This window comes from Sphingomonas immobilis, from assembly GCF_030580995.1.
GTDB lineage: Bacteria > Pseudomonadota > Alphaproteobacteria > Sphingomonadales > Sphingomonadaceae > Sphingomonas > Sphingomonas immobilis.
Map to the genome: position 1 here is coordinate 200,490 of NZ_JAUQSZ010000007.1, position 16,267 is coordinate 216,756.

Annotated in this window: 13 protein-coding genes and 1 tRNA gene; 7 read left to right on the forward strand and 7 right to left on the reverse strand. The window is 67.1% G+C overall.

The features are described 5' to 3' along the window. Positions 1-28: 28 nt before the first annotated feature. From Q5H94_RS12030 to Q5H94_RS12050, 5 genes are all read left to right on the forward strand, one after another. The gene (locus tag Q5H94_RS12030; RefSeq protein WP_304561530.1) at positions 29-193 is read left to right on the forward strand and encodes a hypothetical protein; all 165 of its coding nucleotides are present in this window, start codon (positions 29-31) and stop codon (positions 191-193) included. 4 nt (positions 194-197) lie between these two features. Continuing rightward, the gene (gene hpnK, locus Q5H94_RS12035; RefSeq protein WP_304561510.1) at positions 198-1,022 is read left to right on the forward strand and encodes a hopanoid biosynthesis-associated protein HpnK; all 825 of its coding nucleotides are present in this window, start codon (positions 198-200) and stop codon (positions 1,020-1,022) included. A gap of 9 nt (positions 1,023-1,031) precedes the next feature. Beyond that, complete coding sequence (locus tag Q5H94_RS12040) at positions 1,032-1,925, forward strand: ferritin-like domain-containing protein (RefSeq protein ID WP_304561511.1); 894 nt, start codon at positions 1,032-1,034, stop codon at positions 1,923-1,925. Next, on the forward strand, positions 1,922-2,911 hold the full coding sequence (locus tag Q5H94_RS12045) for a lysylphosphatidylglycerol synthase domain-containing protein (protein WP_304561512.1): 990 nt from the start codon (positions 1,922-1,924) through the stop codon (positions 2,909-2,911). Before Q5H94_RS12040 ends, Q5H94_RS12045 begins: the two co-directional genes overlap by 4 nt. Before the next feature lie 83 nt (positions 2,912-2,994). After that, the gene (locus tag Q5H94_RS12050) at positions 2,995-4,302 is read left to right on the forward strand and encodes a hypothetical protein (protein ID WP_304561513.1); all 1,308 of its coding nucleotides are present in this window, start codon (positions 2,995-2,997) and stop codon (positions 4,300-4,302) included. A 3-nt stretch (positions 4,303-4,305) separates the two neighbouring features. Here Q5H94_RS12050 and Q5H94_RS12055 read toward each other — a convergent pair whose 3' ends face one another. From Q5H94_RS12055 to Q5H94_RS12075, 5 genes are all read right to left on the reverse strand, one after another. Beyond that, positions 4,306-6,783, reverse strand: a complete 2,478-nt coding sequence (locus Q5H94_RS12055; protein WP_304561514.1) for a zinc-dependent metalloprotease — start codon at positions 6,781-6,783, stop codon at positions 4,306-4,308. 79 nt (positions 6,784-6,862) lie between these two features. After that, the gene (locus Q5H94_RS12060; RefSeq protein WP_431312164.1) at positions 6,863-8,473 is read right to left on the reverse strand and encodes an amidohydrolase; all 1,611 of its coding nucleotides are present in this window, start codon (positions 8,471-8,473) and stop codon (positions 6,863-6,865) included. Between the two features lie 44 nt (positions 8,474-8,517). Continuing rightward, a complete protein-coding gene (locus tag Q5H94_RS12065) occupies positions 8,518-11,577 on the reverse strand; it encodes a TonB-dependent receptor plug domain-containing protein (protein ID WP_304561515.1) in 3,060 nt (1,019 codons plus the stop codon). A gap of 367 nt (positions 11,578-11,944) precedes the next feature. Then, positions 11,945-12,442 carry an Lrp/AsnC family transcriptional regulator gene (locus Q5H94_RS12070; RefSeq protein ID WP_304561516.1) on the reverse strand — a complete coding sequence of 166 codons (498 nt, stop codon included), beginning with the start codon at positions 12,440-12,442 and terminating at the stop codon, positions 11,945-11,947. Between the two features lie 78 nt (positions 12,443-12,520). Then, positions 12,521-13,366 carry an HpcH/HpaI aldolase/citrate lyase family protein gene (locus Q5H94_RS12075; RefSeq protein ID WP_304561517.1) on the reverse strand — a complete coding sequence of 282 codons (846 nt, stop codon included), beginning with the start codon at positions 13,364-13,366 and terminating at the stop codon, positions 12,521-12,523. Positions 13,367-13,473: 107 nt separating this feature from the next. Between Q5H94_RS12075 and Q5H94_RS12080 the strand changes: the two genes are divergently transcribed. After that, a tRNA-Asn gene (locus Q5H94_RS12080) sits at positions 13,474-13,548 on the forward strand. Positions 13,549-13,563: 15 nt separating this feature from the next. Here the strand turns inward: Q5H94_RS12080 and Q5H94_RS12085 are convergent. Together Q5H94_RS12085 and moaA are read right to left on the reverse strand one after the other, a co-directional pair. Continuing rightward, positions 13,564-14,352, reverse strand: a complete 789-nt coding sequence (locus Q5H94_RS12085) for an NAD kinase (RefSeq protein WP_304561518.1) — start codon at positions 14,350-14,352, stop codon at positions 13,564-13,566. Between the two features lies 1 nt (position 14,353). Next, complete coding sequence (gene moaA, locus Q5H94_RS12090; RefSeq protein ID WP_304561519.1) at positions 14,354-15,355, reverse strand: GTP 3',8-cyclase MoaA; 1,002 nt, start codon at positions 15,353-15,355, stop codon at positions 14,354-14,356. A gap of 198 nt (positions 15,356-15,553) precedes the next feature. Here moaA and Q5H94_RS12095 point away from each other — a divergent pair. Next, positions 15,554-16,267, forward strand: a 714-nt coding sequence (locus tag Q5H94_RS12095; RefSeq protein ID WP_459112956.1) for an ANTAR domain-containing protein, incomplete at its 3' end; no start/stop codon positions are given.

The following is a 16,267-nucleotide window of genomic DNA, read 5'->3' on the forward strand; positions in this document are numbered from 1 at the left end:
TGTCGTGACGACGCTTGCCGGAATGACAGTGAACGAGCGGCTCGTCGCGCGCGGGCTGCTCGAAAACTGGAACGACGCGGTGCGGGCGCGAGACCGGGCGGCGATGATCCTGCTGCTGCGGCGTGTCGCGGTGCCCAATGCTTCCAATGTCGCCGATGCGGTGCTGGCGGATCCGGCGTTCTACGGCTTCTGAACGGGTGCGGACCGTCATCATCAACGCCGACGATTTCGGCGTCGCGGTCGCGGTCAACGAAGCGGTCGAGCGGGCGCACCGCGAGGGCATTCTCACCACCACCAGCCTGATGGTGACGGGCGCGGCGGTGCCCGATGCGGTGGCGCGGGCGAAGGCGATGCCGAGGCTCGGCGTTGGCCTCCACGTTGCGCTCGCCGAGGTGCCGCCGGCATTGCCGCCCGCACAGATTCCCGATCTCGTCGATGCGAACGGGCATTTCCGCGTCGACGCTCTCTCCGTCAGCCTCGCCCTCGTAGCGCGCGCACCCGTACGGCGGCAGTTGGAGGCGGAGATCGAGGCTCAGTTCGCGCTGTTCGAAGCGACCGGCCTGCCGCTCGATCACGTCGACTCGCACAAGCACATGCACATGCACCCGGTCATCGCCGCGACGATCCTGCGCGTCGGCCGGCGTCACGGCATGCGCGCCGTCCGCGCCCCGGTCGAACCGCGCGCTGTTCTACGGAAAATCGAGCCGGTGAAGGGCTTCGACATAGCCGCACCCTTCGCGCGCGGTTTCCAGCGCAAGGCACGTCGCGCGGGTTTCAAGGTGCCCGATCACGTCTTCGGCCTCGCCTGGTCGGGCGCGATGCGCACCGAACGGCTGCGTGCCATTCTCCAGCATCTTCCCGAAGGCGTCAGCGAGGTCTATCTGCATCCCGCGACCGGGCCGTATCCGCTCTCCGCGCCGGGCTATGCCTATGCGGATGAACTCGCGGCGCTGACCGATCCGGTTGCGCGCGAGATCGTCTCGCGCGAAGGGATCACGTTGGCGCGTTTCGCCGATTTGTAAGGAAGACCGATGAACTACGTCCCCGGCACGATCGAAGCCGCAGGCCCGGCGCCCGGCAAGAAGGTCCGCCTCGGCAGCGAGGATCACAAGATTCTGTTCTGCCGCGCCCTGCTCGACACGCACGATGCGTACCGCCCGGCATTGATCGACTGGCCGGTGCTGACCGAAGAGACGCGGCGGAAGATCGTGTCGCTGCCGATCTGGGACATGGCGGTGCAGACGGAGGGGCGTACCGGGCTGTTCGTGCAGACCTTCGCAGACCTGGCGCGTGACCCGGAGCTCAAGACCGCGCTGGAAATGGATGCCTTCGAGGAGAAGCGTCACAAGATCGTGCTTGCAGACATGGTGACGCATTACGGCATCGAGCTCGAGCCTGAGCCGCCCTATATCAAGCCGAAAGACCCCGAATGGGCGTTCATGCGCTCGGGCTTTTCCGAGTGTATCGACAGCTTCTTCGGCTTTGGGCTGTTCAAGATCGCCAAAGACACCGGCTTCTTCCCGCCCGAGTTGATCGACACGTTCGAGCCGGTGATGCGCGAGGAGGGGCGGCACATCCTGTTCTTCGTCAACTGGGTGTCGTGGTGGCGGCGCAACATGCCGTGGTGGCGTCGCCCTTATTTCGAGCTGAAGGTCTGGGCGGTTTGGTGCTTCCTGTTCTGGGAACGGATCGACATGGCCAAGGGCATGGGCGACAGCACCAAGGCGCAGGAAAGCAACTTCACCCTCAACGGATCGAAGGATCTCGGCGTCGAGGTCAGTTTCGCGGAACTGGCGACGATCTGCCTTGCGGAGAACGACCGCCGCCTCGCGCCCTATGATTCGCGCCTGATCCGGCCGAAATTCGTGCCCGGCGCGATCCGCCTCGTGCTGACGCTGATGGGGAAGAAGCCCAAAGCGGCATGAACTGGGCTAGGCTAGGGCTGCTGGCAGCGACTGTCGTCGGGCTGGCGGTGGCGTGCTGGACGGTGGGCGCGGCGGGCGCGCATCAGGTGTTCGCTGCGATGACCGCGATCGGCTGGACCGGCATGGCCGCGTTCCTCGGCTGCTCGGTGGTGGTGATGTTCCTCGTCGGCGCGGCGTGGCTCGCCGCCGCGCCCGGTCAGCCGGTGGGCCGTCTGCCGCTGTTCACCTGGGCACGCATGACGCGCGAGGCGGCGGCGGACGTATTGCCCTTCTCGCAGCTCGGCGGCCTTGTCGTCGGCGCGCGCACGCTGGCGGGGCGTGGGGTGAGCGATCCGGTGATCTACGCCTCGATGATCGCCGATATGTCGATGGAGATGGCGGCACAATTGCTGTTCACGCTGGCGGGGCTGGCGACGTTGCTCGCGGTGACGACAAACGCGGGCGTGGACGCCGGGATCGTCCCGCTCGCCGTCGGCGGCATGGGCATCAGCTTTGCGTTCATGCTGATCTTCTGGATCGGCCAGCGTCCGCTGCTGAAGCTGGCGGGCGCGGCGGCGGCGCGGATGCTGCCGGGATCGGCCGCAACGCTGGCGGCGGTGCAGGAACGGCTCGGCGAGACCTATCGCAGCCGCGGTCACATGGCCGTGAGCTTCGCGTTCAATTTCGCCGCCTGGACGGGCAGCGCGGTGACGGCGTGGGTCGCGCTGCGCTTCATGGGGTCGACCGCGCCGTTATGGGGCGTGATCGCGGTCGAGGCGCTGATCTTCACGCTCCGTAGCGTCGCCTTCTTCGTGCCCGGCGCGGTCGGCGTTCAGGAGGTCGCCTATACGCTGATCGGCCCGCTGTTCGGTCTGCCACCGACGACGGCGCTGGCGCTGTCGCTGCTCAAGCGCGCGCGTGATCTGATCGTCGGCGTGCCCGCGATCCTGATCTGGCAGGCGGGCGAGGTTGGCGCGCTGGCGCGGAAGCGAGCCGAGGCGGCTTGACCACATCCGCCATTCGTCCTGAGCCTGTCGAAGGACGTTTTCCGCGGCCTGTCCTTCAACTTCGCTCAGGACTAACGGCTGGGTTGGTTCTGTTACTCGCAGCGGCGGCAATCCAGCTTGCGGCCTATTGGCCCGGCATCGTCTACTGGGACGCGGTGCGCCAATACGGGCAGGCACTGAGCGGCGATTTCGACGACTGGCACCCGCCGGTGATGGGGTGGGTGTGGCGGCGGTTTGCGAGTGTATGGCTCGGCCCCGCGCCGATGCTGCTGCTGCAACTCGGGCTCTACTGGGCCGGCTTCGCGCTGCTGGTCGCACGGGCGGGGCGGTCGCGACTGGCGCTTGCGATCGCCTTGTGCGCGCTGCTGCCGTTCTCGCTGGCGACGATGGGATCGGTCCTCAAGGATTGCCTGATGGCGGGGGCGCTGCTGTCGGCCGCGGGGCTGTTGGCGTGGGGCAGGGGGCGATGGCTTGCGGTGGCGCTGCTGCTGTTCGCGGCGACCTTGCGCTTCAACGCGCTGTTCGCCGCGTTGCCGCTGCTGGTCGTCGCGCTACCGCCCGCGTGGCGCGCGATGCGGTTGCGCTTCGCAGGCTGCGTGATCGCCGCCACGATCGTCCTCGGGCTGGCGATGCCGCTCGCCAACCGCGCGATCGGCGCGAAGCCGAGCGGCGTCGCGCTGTCGCTCGTCATCTTCGATCTCGGCGGGATCACCGAACATAGCGGTGTCGATGCCTTTCCGCCGCTTCCGATTGCGAACCCGGTCGCGGTCAACCACGCCTGCTATGCCCCCGTGCGCTGGGATCGCTACGCCTGGTGGGTGGACGAGCCGTGCCCGATCCAGTTCGCCGCGATCCGAGACGCCTTCGCGGCGCGGCACGAGAGCCCATACCTCTTCTGGCTCCGCGCCATCGCCGCGCATCCACTCGCCTATGCCGAGCACCGGCTGGCGCATACCAACGTCAACCTGCGCTTCCTTGTCCGCGACGAGATCGAGCGTCCGGTCCAGCCGCAATCCGCGCCGAACCCTTGGGGCTATGCGATATCGAAGAACGGGTTCGAACCGGCGATCGACGCGGCAGCAGTGTGGAGCGCGGGCACGCCGCTCGGGTGGCCGATCTGCTGGCTCGCGCTGGCGCTTGGCGCGTTGCTCCTCCACGCGAAGGGTATCGCGCAGGCGCTGGCGATATCCGCGTTGCTCTACGGCGGCACCTACCTGATCTTCAGCGTCGCGCCCGATCTGCGCTATCACCTCTGGACGATGATCGCCGCCGCGCTCGCCTTCGTGATGGCGGCCGCGTCCGCGTCGCCGCGGCGGATCGCGCTGGCGTTGCTGCCGGCGCTGGCGGTCGCCACCCTCGCCGCATCGGCGCGCCTCGGCCTTTGGGGCTGAGACTCAGCCGCCGAGCGGTGGGCCGGGCGGCAGCGGATTGCGCGAGCGCGGGCCTTCGCCCCATTCCGGCATCGCCGTCTCGGGCGCGTTCTTGACCGGATCCTCCAGATAGCGCCCGATGTCGCGGGCGGACTGACGGTAGAAGGCGGTGGTCAGCGCATCGTCCCCGCTGCGACCGCGCAAGCTGGCGGCGAGGCCATCGAGCCGATCGAGGATATAGGCGCGCGCCTCGGGCGAACCGTCCTTCTGCCCGCCCAGCATCATCATCGCCGATAGCGTCACCGACTGCACCTCGCGCCGCAGCGCGCGTTCCTGCGCGGTGCCGCCGCCAGGTGCGCCCCAGCTATGCGCGATCACCGTATCGACCATTTCGGGCAGGCTCAGCGTACCCGGCTGACGTGCCGACAGCGCCACCATCCGCGCCGCCCGCGCGGGATCGAACAGCGGCTCCAGCACCATCGCCGACAGGATACGCGCGGCGCGGAGCTGGTCGAACACGTCGTCCTTCGACAGATCCTCGAGATTGCGATCGGGCGAGGGCGTGAGCTGGATCAGCAGGCTCTCGGGGATTTCGAGGTTCTTCGGGTCGATCACGTCCATCAACTGGCCGAGGATCGCGCGCTGGCGATCGCCGGGGATGAACTCGGTCGGGGGCAGGGGATGTGCCTCGCCCTTGACCGTGATATTCTGGAGCATCCCGCCAACGTATTTCACGGCGCTCTCCACCGCATAGCGCTGCTGGAGGTAGATCATCCACAGCCGCATGTCGCGCATCGCGCCATAGGCTTCGCCCGGCTTCAGCATCGCCGGCCCGAACCCGGCGAGCGCGATCTTGCGCGCGGCGGTGCTTTCCTTGAGATTCTCCTCGGGCGTCGCGCGGTCGTCATACCAGGTCCAGCGCGGATCGCTGTCGAGCGTGAAGACCACGCCCTTGTCGCGCATGTCCTTGATGACGCCGTCGAGCCCGGCCTTCTCCTGCGCGAAGGGTGTGTAGGCGTAGCGAACCATATAGGTGTCGTATGCGCCGACCGAGGTCATGAAGCTCTCGCTCAGATCGATCTTGCCGTTCGTCACCTTCACGCGCGGCGTCGGATATTCCATCACCGACGAACGGTCGTTCTGGTTGGACGCCCAATTGTGCTGGAAGCCGAGCGTATGGCCCAGTTCGTGCGCCGTCAGCAGCGCCTGGCGCAGCAGGATCATGTCGCGCTGCGCCTTGGGCATGGCGGCGAAGGTGTCGCCGCTGACGATGCTGGGATCGGCGATGGTGATGCCTGATCCGTCGCCCGGCAGCCCGCCGCTATAGGCGTCGTAATAATTGCCGATGGTGCGCATCCGGTACGTGTCCATATGCGTCTTGGCACCCAGCGTCTCGCCGGTGCGCGGATCGGAGTAATTGCCGCTGGACGAGAAGCCGCGCTCGTCGCGCTGAATCCACAGGACATAGGCGTAGCGGATATCCATCGGGTCCATGTCGGGCGGCGCGTCCTCGGCATGGATCGCGTTCTTGAAGCCCGCCGCCTCGAACGCCTTGTTCCACCACAGCAGCCCGGTCTTCATTGCGGCGCGGATCGGATCGGGGATGGCGGGGTCGAAATAATAGGTGATCGGCTTGACCGGCTCGCTCAGAGCGGCGGACGGATCCTTCTTCTCCAGCCGCCAGCGAGTGATCCATTCGGTGTCGGGGCTCTCGTCGACCGGCCTGGAGAAATCCTTGAAGCGGATCGCGCTGACGCCGATGCGCGGATCGGCCTCGCGCGGGACATAGCCGACCGGCGCTTTCAGGAAACTGTGGTGGATGCGCATCGTCACGACGCCGGGATCGGGCGTGACGTTGTTGATCGCGGCGCCCGGAGCGTCGGAGGTGAAGGTGGAGGTCGTCTCGATCTCGGTATTCTCGGGGAAGGCCTTCATGCGCTTGGGGTAGAAGGCGCTGCGGGCGGAATCGAATTTGAAATCGCCCATCTTGGCGCGCTTGAAGCGGCCGATGATGCCGGCCGCATCGCGCATGAACAGCGCGGTCGCGTCGACGATCACCTTGCCGCCGACATCGGATTCGACCGGCAGCACGGCGAGGACGGAACTCGGGAAGCTGTCGGAGACGCCCTCCTTGGTCTTGGCCGTCCCGTTCAGTGCGCGATAGGCGACGTTGATGCGGTTGACGACGACCTTCCCGCCCGACCGCTCGAAATGAATGACCGAACTGACCAGCACGCCGCGATCGAACGGCGCCTCGACCGATCCGGGATTGGTTGCGGCGGAGACGTAGTAGAGCACGTCCTGATCGAACGCCGGGATCTCCATCAGCACGCGGCCCTTGGCGGCATCCCAGACGAAGGGGACGAAACCTTCGAAGCGCTGGCCGTTCGCCTTGGCGGCGGGCGGAGCCGAGGGCGCGTCTGCGAGGGCGGGTGAGAAGGGCATGACCAGCGCGGCGAGCATCACGCCTCGCCCGAGCAGGCGTAAGGTCGAACGTGTCATCATCACTCTCCGGGGGAACGGGGCATGTCAGAAAGGAAAATGGGCGGCCCGACCAGGCGGACCGCCCATCCTTGCGACCCTACTTCGTAGGATCCTTGTCGGCACCGCCGGGGTAAGCGATGCCAAGCTGAGCGAGGTAGTTGGGGTATTTCGCACTGTCGAAGTAGAACTTCTCCATCGACGGCCGCAGCTTTTCCATCACGTCGTGATTGAGCCAGATCGCCGGCTTGTCGGTGGCGGAGATCAGCGGCGCGTAGGTATCTTCCTTGAACTGCACGTTCTTCTGGAAACCCTTGGCCTCGGCGATCAGTTTGGGCGTGGTCATCAGGTCCAGCACCGTCATCGCCACCGCCTTGGCACCCGCGACCGCGCCCTTGTGGGCGATCGGCGTCGCCATCGCCATCGCCGATGTCTTGTTGTGGCCGATCATGCTCGGGATGTTCGACGGGAAGCCGATCGTGATCGACGGCACCGTCCACATGATGTCGCCTACGTCGTCCGATCCGCCGCCGATCGAGCGCGGCCGGCTGGCCGGAGTGGAAAGCTCGCCCACCGTGGTGGCGAGCGGCTTTACCGGGCGGCCGAGCGTGGTCTGTACCGTTTTGGTGAAAGCCTGATCCTCGGCGGTCCATTTCGGCATGCCGACCAGCTTGATATTCTCGTAGGCGGCCTCAGCCAGAGGCTTGTTGCCGTAATTGGGCGCGGCATAGCCAAGAATGCGATGCTCGACCGTGGTGCCGGTCGCCTTGGCCGCACCGTCGGCAACTTCGTTGCCGGTCTTGTAGAGATCCGCCACCGACTTGAAGGTGCGCTCGCGGAAATAATACCACACGGTCGCGAGGTCGGGCACGACGTTGGGCTGGCCACCGCCGTTGGTGATGACATAGTGCGAGCGCTGCGTGACCGGCAGATGCTCGCGGCGGAAATTCCAGGCCGTGTCCATGATCTCGACAGCGTCGAGCGCGCTCAGGCCGTCCCACGGATCGCCGGCGGCGTGCGCGGTCTTGCCGTGGAACGTATATTCCACGCTGACCAGGCCGTTGTTGCCCATCTCGCCCCAGCCCGTCTGGAAGCCCGAAGCCACGTGGGTGAAGATGTTGGCGTCCACGCCCTTGAACAACCCGTCGCGGACGTAATAGGCCTTGGTGGCGAGCAGCTCCTCGGCGATGCCGGGCCAGATCAGCAGGCGGCCCTTGATGCCGTGCTTGGTCATCACGTCCTTGGCCGCGATGGCGGCGGCGACGATCAGCGGCATGCCGGAATTGTGCCCCTCGCCGTGGCCGGGTGCGCCCGCCACCATCGGCGTGAGCTTGCCGGTGCCGGGATATTGCGACACGCCGAGCAGGCAATCGATATCGCTGCCGAGCGCAATCAGCGGCCCGCCTTCACCCCAGGTCGCCTTGAACGCGGTGGGGATGCCCGCCACGCCGAATTCGACCTTGAAACCCTCCTTTTCGAGCAGATCGGCGATGTAGCGGGTCGACTTGAACTCCTGGAAGCCCGGCTCGGCATAGCTGAAGATCTGGTCGACCGCGTTCGCCACCATCTTCGCATGCGCATCGACATTGGCGGCGGCTTCGGCCTTCAGCGCGGGGCTCGCCTGCGCGTGCGCCAGGTGCGGAATGGCCGCACCGGCGAGCGCGCACGCGGCGACCATCATGCCGCGCAGGGTGAGGGGCAGGGCTTTCATCCATCGATCTCCAGTTTTTTGGGGGGAACAAGCGGGGGCAGGGATCACATCTTCACCCGCACGCCGACGCGGAAGGTGCGGCCGAGCACGTCGTAGAGCGCGCGGTTGGTCTGCGGGTAAGCGGGGGTGTTGTTGCCGGTCGGGCCGTTGGCGACGAGCACGGGGTCACGGTCGAAGATGTTCTTGATCGCCATGAACACTTCGAACTGCCCGCTGCCGGTCTTGATCGTGTAGTTGGCGTTGGCGTCGAAGTAAAACGCGCCCGGGATCGAGTTGAGGTTCACCGTGTGGAAATCGGTGGTCGAGGCCGGGCAGTTGGTGGTGCAGACGACGTAATTGTTGTTGTAGACGCCGCCGCTGACGCCGCGCGCGATGAACTGCGTGGCGAAGCCGCCGACATCGTATCCGGCCGAGAAACGGTAGGTCCAGCTCGGCAGGCCGCCGGTATTCTGGCCCGCGTCGTCAGTAACCGCGACGACGCCGTTGTCGGTGCTGAGGTTCATCGCCCAGCTCGCCAGTGCGCGCAGCGTGATCGCCCCCGGCCCGAGCGGATGGCGATAGCTTCCCTCGAAATCGATGCCCTGGGTGCGCACCGAGACGAAGTTGGTCGGCTTGATCTCGATGCTGGTGATGGCGAGGCCCGGCGTCACGACGCCGCGTCCGCCCGTCGTCGAGATGAAGGTGCAGGCGGCGGTGATGTTCGCCGTGTAGCACTGATCGACCAGCGTCTGCGCGGTGAGCGAGGAGATCGCGCCGCTCAGATCGATATTGTAGTAATCGACCGACAGCGCGAAGCCGGGCAGCCAGCGCGGCGTCAGTACCGCGCCGACGCCATAGGTCTGCGCGACCTCTGGCTTGAGCGCGGTGTTGCCGACGGTCGATTCGTTGAACTGATCGGTGATGACGGCGGCGCCGTTCGGGCGGTTGACGGTGTTGGTGCGGCCGGTGCCGGCGGCGAACAGCTCCTGAAGGTTAGGCGCGCGGATGTCGCGGGAGACGGTGCCGCGGAACTTGAGATCGGGAATGATCTGCCAGGTCGCGCCCGCCTTCCAGGTGACGACGGTGCCCGACGTCGAATAATCGGTCACGCGGATCGCGCCGTTGAGGTCCGCGCCCTTGATGACGGGCACCAGCACCTCGGCGAAGGCTTCCTTCACGTTATACTTGCCGTTGGTGGCGAGGTAGTTGCCGTAGATCCACGTGCCCGCAGTCACGCCGCCGGTGACGACCGGCTGGAACAGCGGATCGACGGTGCCGCTGATCCCTTCCTCGCGCCACTCGCCACCGAAGGCGAGCGACACGCCGCCGGCAGGCAACTGGAACAGGTTGTTGGTCGAGAAGCTGGCCGCCGCGACCTTCTGCGTGATGCGCTGCTCGCGCGTCGGCTGCAGGCCGTTGTAGAGGACGTAGTTGATCGCCGCCTGCGAGGCGACGCCCGTCCCGAGCCGGTTGAGCGGAACGCAGCCGTTGGTCGGGTTGGTCAGCGACGAGCGGCACACGACAGTGCCCGCCGCGACGCCGAGCGCGTTGCCGGCGGGCGCGAACACCGCGTCGGTCGCCAGCGTCATGCGCGCGAGGTTCCACGCATTCGTCAGCTTCTCGACCGTCTTGGTCATGCCGAACTGGTAATAAGCGTCGTATTTCCAATCTATTCCGGCCAGGCCGAAGGTGCCGTTGAGACCCGCGACATAGCGATAGACCGAGCGCGTGTTGTCGCTGCCCTGCTGGCCGAGATCGACGTTGCTGGTGCCGATCGCGATCGAGCGCAGGCCGTTGGCCGTCATCTGGTCGCGCACGACCTGCGGCAGATAGGCGTTGTCGATGGCGATGTTCACGCCGGTCGTCGGGGTCTGCTGGTAGAAGCTCTGGCCGCGATATTCGTTGAAGGCGAACTGGCCGTAGACTTCGAGCGCGGGGGCGACTTCGTAGCTCAGGCGGCCGAAGGCGCTCTTGCGCGTTTCCGAAGGCTGGAGCGAGGCGCTGGAGGCGTGGCCGGCGCTGGCGATCTTGTAATCGCCGCCGATCATCCACTGGCCGCTGGACGGGCCAAAGGTGAGACGGCTGACCGCGCCGCCCGGCCCGAAATATTCGCCGCGCACCGCCGCCAGCGCCGCGCCGCTGGCCGCCGTGCCCGCCGTCGTCGTCGCGCCGGTGATGAGGCCGCCCGCCGAGAAGGTGCCGGTGCCCGCGCCCGAGGTGATGAAATATTCCGGCGCGCAGCCGGTGATCGGCGTGCCGGCGACATAACCGGCGGGCTTCGCGCAGCTACCGCCCGCAGCCGTGCTGTAGGCCGGGTTGTTGACCAGGAAGAAGCCGGTGTTGTTCCAGTCGCGATCGATCGTCGTGACGCCGTTCTGCTTGAAATATTCGCCCGACAGGGTGATGCGCAGCTTGTCGTCGAAGAAGGTCTTTCCGGCGGTCACGCTGAACTTGTAGTTGGCGGCGTCGCCGTAGGTCGTGACGCCCGTCTCCACGCTGGCGTCGAGGCCCTTGAACTTCTTGTTGAGGATGAAGTTGACGACGCCCGAAACCGCGTCCGATCCGTAGGCCGAGGACGCGCCGCCGGTCACCACCTCGACGCGCTCGATCAGCGCCTGGGGGAAGGTGTTGACGTCGACCTGGCCCGTCGCGGTCGAGGCGACCGAGCGCTGGCCGTCGAACAGCACGAGCGTGCGGTTCGCGCCGAGGTTGCGCAGGTTGACGCTGTTGATGCCGGCGGCACCGTTCGACAGCGAGCCGTTCGAGTTCGACGCCGTGCCCGATCCGCGAACGGCGGGCAGGGTGTTGACGAAATCGGAGATGTTGGCGGGGGCTTCCGCCTTCAGTTCCTTGGTGCTGATGACACTGACCGGCGTCGGCGCGCTGTAGCCGTCGCGGACGATGCGCGATCCGGTGACGAGGATCTCCTCGCTTTCCTTCTCGGGTTCGGGTGCCTGCAGGACGGCGGCGTCGTCGGCTGCGGCTGCGGCTGCGGCGGGTGGCGCTGCTGCGAAGACAGGCTGCGCAAACGTCGCCAGTGCGACGATGCCGACCGTTCCGAGCCAATGCTGGCGAGCCTTGCGGCCGGCGATGCCGGTGATGAAGGCCGTGCTGGATGTGTTCATGCTGTCCCCCGGTAAAAACTACGTCCGGGCATCCGCTCCCTTATGTCTGCGGGTCTTCATGACACTGAATTCACGCGACATTATTTTTTGGGTACGCTTACTGGCATTCACGTTTCTCTTGCGGACAACAGCGGGATTGCCGGTGGATTTGAATATCCGCCGCACGCGTTTTCGCGTTCGCACAATCCCTCGATTGTGAACGAAGAGTAACAGAGATCGGCTAGGGGTTTCCGCTAAAGTTCGGCGCAACCGGAAACGATATTAGCGGATAGCTGCGCGGATCGTCATTTCATTGCCGAAAACGCCACCTGGTGCGTCATAATTGGACGAGAGTCGCGGGCGCTTCCGTGTCCGAGTCGTCATGATCTCAGGCGGGCTGCGCGTTCAGCGCGGCGGGCGGTACGCTGCGCTGCATCACTTCGCGCATTACGAAGCTGCTGCGGATCTTCGCGACGTGCGGTAGGGTGGACAATTCGCTGCGATAGACGCGGTCGTAATCAGCGAACGAGCGGACGTGGACGATCATCAGGAAATCGGTGTTGCCGGAGACGAAGCTGCAATAGGACATCGACGGGCAGGCGATGACGGCGGTCTCGAACTCGACCAGCGCCTGTTCGGCCTGCGAGCTCAATTCGATCATCACGATCACGGTGATGCCGAAGCCCAGCCGCGCGAGATCGAGATCGGCCGAATAGCCGGTGATCGCGCCGCGTTCCTCCAGGATCTTGCGCCTGCGGGCGACGGCGGTGCTCGACAGGTTGACGCGCTCGCTGAGGGCGACGTCCGATGCGCGGCCATCGACGCCGAGCTCGCGCAGGATACGGTAGTCGGTGGTGTCGAGCGCGACCGCGTTCGTCTCGTTCATGCTGTCCCCCGGCGCAAGGCGTAGGGCGGGAGCTTCGCGCAGCGCGGCAGCGATGGCAATGGGCTTGGCCGCTCCGCGTCAGGCCGCGCGGCGCGCGATCGCCTCGGCGAGCGCCAGCAGCCGCGTGGCCTCGTCGACATGAAGCTGCTCGACCATCGCCCCGCCGATCCGCGCCACGCCGAGGCCCTGGGCGCGCGCCTCCTCCCACGCCGCGACCATCGCGCGGGCGCGCTCGATCTCGGCGGGCTGCGGCGCGAAGGCGCGGTTGGCGATCTCGATGGAATTGGGATGGACCAGCGACTTGCCGTCGAAGCCGAGCGCGACGCCCTGCCGGCAGACATCCTCGAGTCCCGCGAGATCGTCGAGATCGAGATGCACGCCGTCGATCGCCGCCAGCCCATAGGCGCGTGCGGCGAGCAGCATCAGCGACAGCGACGTCAGCAGCGGCGTGCGATCCGGCGTATGCCGTGCGCGCAATTCCTTGGCGAGATCGTTGGTGCCGGCGACGAACCCGGCCAGCCGGTCCGAAGCGCCCGCGATCTCGGCCGCGCGCAGTACACCCATCGGCGTCTCGATCATGCACCAGATCGGGTGATTCGTCTTGGCGGCCACCGCGATCACGGTCTCGGGCCGTTCGACCTTGGGGAGCAGGATGCCATGAATCGCGAGCGTGTTCGCGAGCGCGAAATCCTCGGCGACGGCATCGCCGCCCACCCGCAGGATCAGCTCGCACTCGCCGTAGCCGCCCGCCGCGACGGCCTGGGCGATCGTTTCGCGCGCGAGGCCCTTGTTCTCCGGCGATACCGCATCCTCGAGATCGAAGATGATCGCGTCGCACGCGAGGCCGCGCGCCTTCTCCAGCGCGCGCGCCTTGTCGCCGGGAATGTAGAGCATCGAGCGGCGCGGGCGGATGGTCGTCGTCATGCCGTGTGATTGGCGGCGGTCGGGTGCCGATGCAAGCGCGATCGCATTCTCGCTGATCTAGGGTCTTGCATCCGAGAATCAGCCAGCTATAGAGGCCGCCCGCGCATTCCCTGATAGCTCAGCGGTAGAGCTCTCGACTGTTAATCGAGCGGCCGTTGGTTCGAATCCAACTCAGGGAGCCAGCGCTTCTTCAGCGCTTACGAGACGAACTGCTCCATTGTGATGCGGTCGTCGAGCGCGTGTTCGGGATCGAACAGCAACGTCAGCTCGCGCGAGCGGTCGATCGCGACCTCCACGGTGGCGACGTCACGGACCTCGCGCTGATCGGCGACGGCGCTGACCGGGCGCTTGCCGGGCTCCAGCACGCGAATTGCGATCCGCGCCTTGTCGGGCAGAATCGCGCCGCGCCAGCGCCGCGGGCGGAACGGGCTGATCGGCGTCAGCGCGAGCAATGCGGAGCCCAGCGGCAGGATCGGGCCCTGCGCCGACAAATTGTAGGCGGTCGATCCGGCCGGTGTCGCCACCAGGATGCCGTCGCACGCCAGCTCGGGCAGCACGACGCGGTCGTTGACGCTCACCTCCAGCTTGGCGGTCTGGCGCGTCTCGCGCAGCATCGACACTTCGTTGATCGCGGGCATGGTGAAGACCTCGCCCGACATCGTCGTCGCCTTCATCGACAGCGGCAGCACCTTGAACGGCTTGGTGCGCGCCAGCCGCCCGTCGAGATCGTGGTAGCGCCACTCGTTCATCAGGAAGCCGACCGTGCCGAGGTTCATCCCGAACACCGGCACCGGCGCGCCGCGCCGCTCGAACATCGCGTGCAGCGTCTGCAGCAGGAAACCGTCGCCGCCCAGCGCGACGATCAGCTCGGCCTCCTCGGGCGGCACCCAGTCATACGAATCGGCAAGCTCCGCCGCGGCAGCCTGCGCGGGCGGGGTGGGCGAGGCGACGAGCGCCCGCTTCTGCGGTGCGGAACCGTGATCCATGTCAGCCGCCGGTGACGCTCATGTGGCGGGCGACGGCGGGGGCGGCTGCGGCGATGTCGAAATCATGCCGCGCGGGCTTGCTGGCGAGCGCACGGTCGAGCGCCGCGTCGAGGTCGCCGCCACGCAGCGCCGCCTTCAGGTCGACGCGGTCGTCATGGCCGAGGCAGGTGTAAAGCATCCCGTCGGTGGTCAGCCGCACGCGGTTGCACGTCTCGCAGAAATTGGCGGTCAGCGGCGAGATCAGCCCAAGCCGCGTCTCGGAACCCGTCACCCGCCAATAGCGCGCCGGCCCACCGCTGCGATGCGCGTCGCGCACGAGAGCGAAGCGCGCGGAGAGATCGTCCATCACGGCGGTCAGCGGCAGAAAGCGATCGGCGCGGTCCTCGCCAATGCTCCCGAGCGGCATCGTCTCGATCAGCGTCAGGTCGTGGCCCTCGGCGATGCACCATTTCAGCATCGGTGCGATCTCGGCCTCGTTGAGCCCTTTCAGCGCGACCATGTTGATCTTCACCGCCAGCCCCGCCGCCTTCGCCGCCGCGATACCGCCAAGCACGCGCACGACGTCGCCGTGGCGCGTGATGTGGCGGAAAGTGTCCGGGTCGCGGCTGTCGAGGCTGACGTTGATGCGCCGTATCCCCGCATCGAACAGCGCCCCGGCATGATCGGCGAGCCGGTTGCCGTTGGTCGTCATCGTCAGCTCGTCCAGCCCGGCCCCCACATGCCGCCCGATCCGCCGCACGAGGTCTCCCACGTCGCGGCGCACCAGCGGCTCGCCCCCCGTCAGCCGGATTTTCCGAACCCCGCGCGCGATGAAGCGATCGGCGATCAGCGCGATTTCCTCCAGCCCGAGCAGCGCGCTCTTCGGCAGGAAGGTCATCTCCTCCGCCATGCAATAGCGGCAGCGCAGGTCGCAGCGATCGGTCACCGAAATGCGCAGATAGCTGATCGTCCGGCCGTGGCGGTCCAGCAGGGGAGGGGCGATCAGGGCGGGCGCGGATGCCATGTATGAGAGCTAGGCCCTCGAGAGAGCGCGGACAAGTGCCCACCGGAACCGTTCGTGCTGAGCGCAGTCGAAGCACGTGCCACAAACGACACGCCCGCGACACGTCCTTCGACTTCGCTCAGGACGAACGGGTGTGTAGGACGTTTCCTTTAACATCTCCGCGGCATACACACGCGCATGGGTCGCGAGGGGGCAGGGTTGAGCGAAGACGGGCTGCATGCCGCCGCGGGCGCTACCCCCCTGTTCATCCTGTCCTTCCGCCAGCGCGACGAGCTCGCGTCGCTGGCCGGGGGCGCGGGGTGGCAGGTCGTCGCGGCGCGCCGCGCGGGCGGTGTCGAGCGCCGCTTTCTCGCCAGTGGTGCTGCGGTCGCGGTGGTCGATGCGCGCGGCGCGCTCGCCGACGGTCTCGAAGGCGCGCGCCAGCTTGGCCCCGCGATCGAGGCCAATGGCGGCGCGATGCTCGTGCTGGTGTCGCGCGGCGATCAGGATGCGATCGCTGCGCTGTACGAGGCGGGCGCGACGCATTTCCTCTCCAGCCCTTCCAGCGAAGCGGAGTTCCTGCAGGCGCTGCGCTATGCCGCGCGCCACGCGATGCGGATGGCTGGCGAGTGGCGCGCCTCGGCCAGCGCCGAGCCGCTCGGCTGGCGGCTCGATCTCGCCGAGCGCACGGTTCTGCTGACGCCTGCCTTCGCGCGGCTGCTCGGCGTCGACGAGCAGCCCGGCCTCGCGCAGATGCTGCGGCGGATCGAGCCGCGCGAGCGCCCCGCCGCGCTCGCCGCGCTGCGCCGGATCACCGCCGAAAAGCCCGCGACCGCCTTCGCGCACGACCTGTCCGGCATCGGCCGCGTCGTGCAGCATCTCCATCTCGATGCCGCCGGCGCGCGCGTCGATGCCATCGTCGAGCCGCTCGGT

Bases quoted from the DNA above. Each gene is read 5' to 3' on its own strand.
- Q5H94_RS12040 (WP_304561511.1), top strand. From the start codon at position 1,032: ATGAACTACGTCCCCGGCACGATCGAAGCCGCAGGCCCGGCGCCCGGC.
- Q5H94_RS12045 (WP_304561512.1), top strand. From the start codon at position 1,922: ATGAACTGGGCTAGGCTAGGGCTGCTGGCAGCGACTGTCGTCGGGCTG.
- Q5H94_RS12055 (WP_304561514.1), bottom strand. From the start codon at position 6,783: ATGACACGTTCGACCTTACGCCTGCTCGGGCGAGGCGTGATGCTCGCC.
- Q5H94_RS12060 (WP_431312164.1), bottom strand. From the start codon at position 8,473: ATGAAAGCCCTGCCCCTCACCCTGCGCGGCATGATGGTCGCCGCGTGC.
- Q5H94_RS12065 (WP_304561515.1), bottom strand. From the start codon at position 11,577: ATGAACACATCCAGCACGGCCTTCATCACCGGCATCGCCGGCCGCAAG.
- Q5H94_RS12070 (WP_304561516.1), bottom strand. From the start codon at position 12,442: ATGAACGAGACGAACGCGGTCGCGCTCGACACCACCGACTACCGTATC.
- Q5H94_RS12075 (WP_304561517.1), bottom strand. From the start codon at position 13,366: ATGACGACGACCATCCGCCCGCGCCGCTCGATGCTCTACATTCCCGGC.
- Q5H94_RS12085 (WP_304561518.1), bottom strand. From the start codon at position 14,352: ATGGATCACGGTTCCGCACCGCAGAAGCGGGCGCTCGTCGCCTCGCCC.
- moaA (WP_304561519.1), bottom strand. From the start codon at position 15,355: ATGGCATCCGCGCCCGCCCTGATCGCCCCTCCCCTGCTGGACCGCCAC.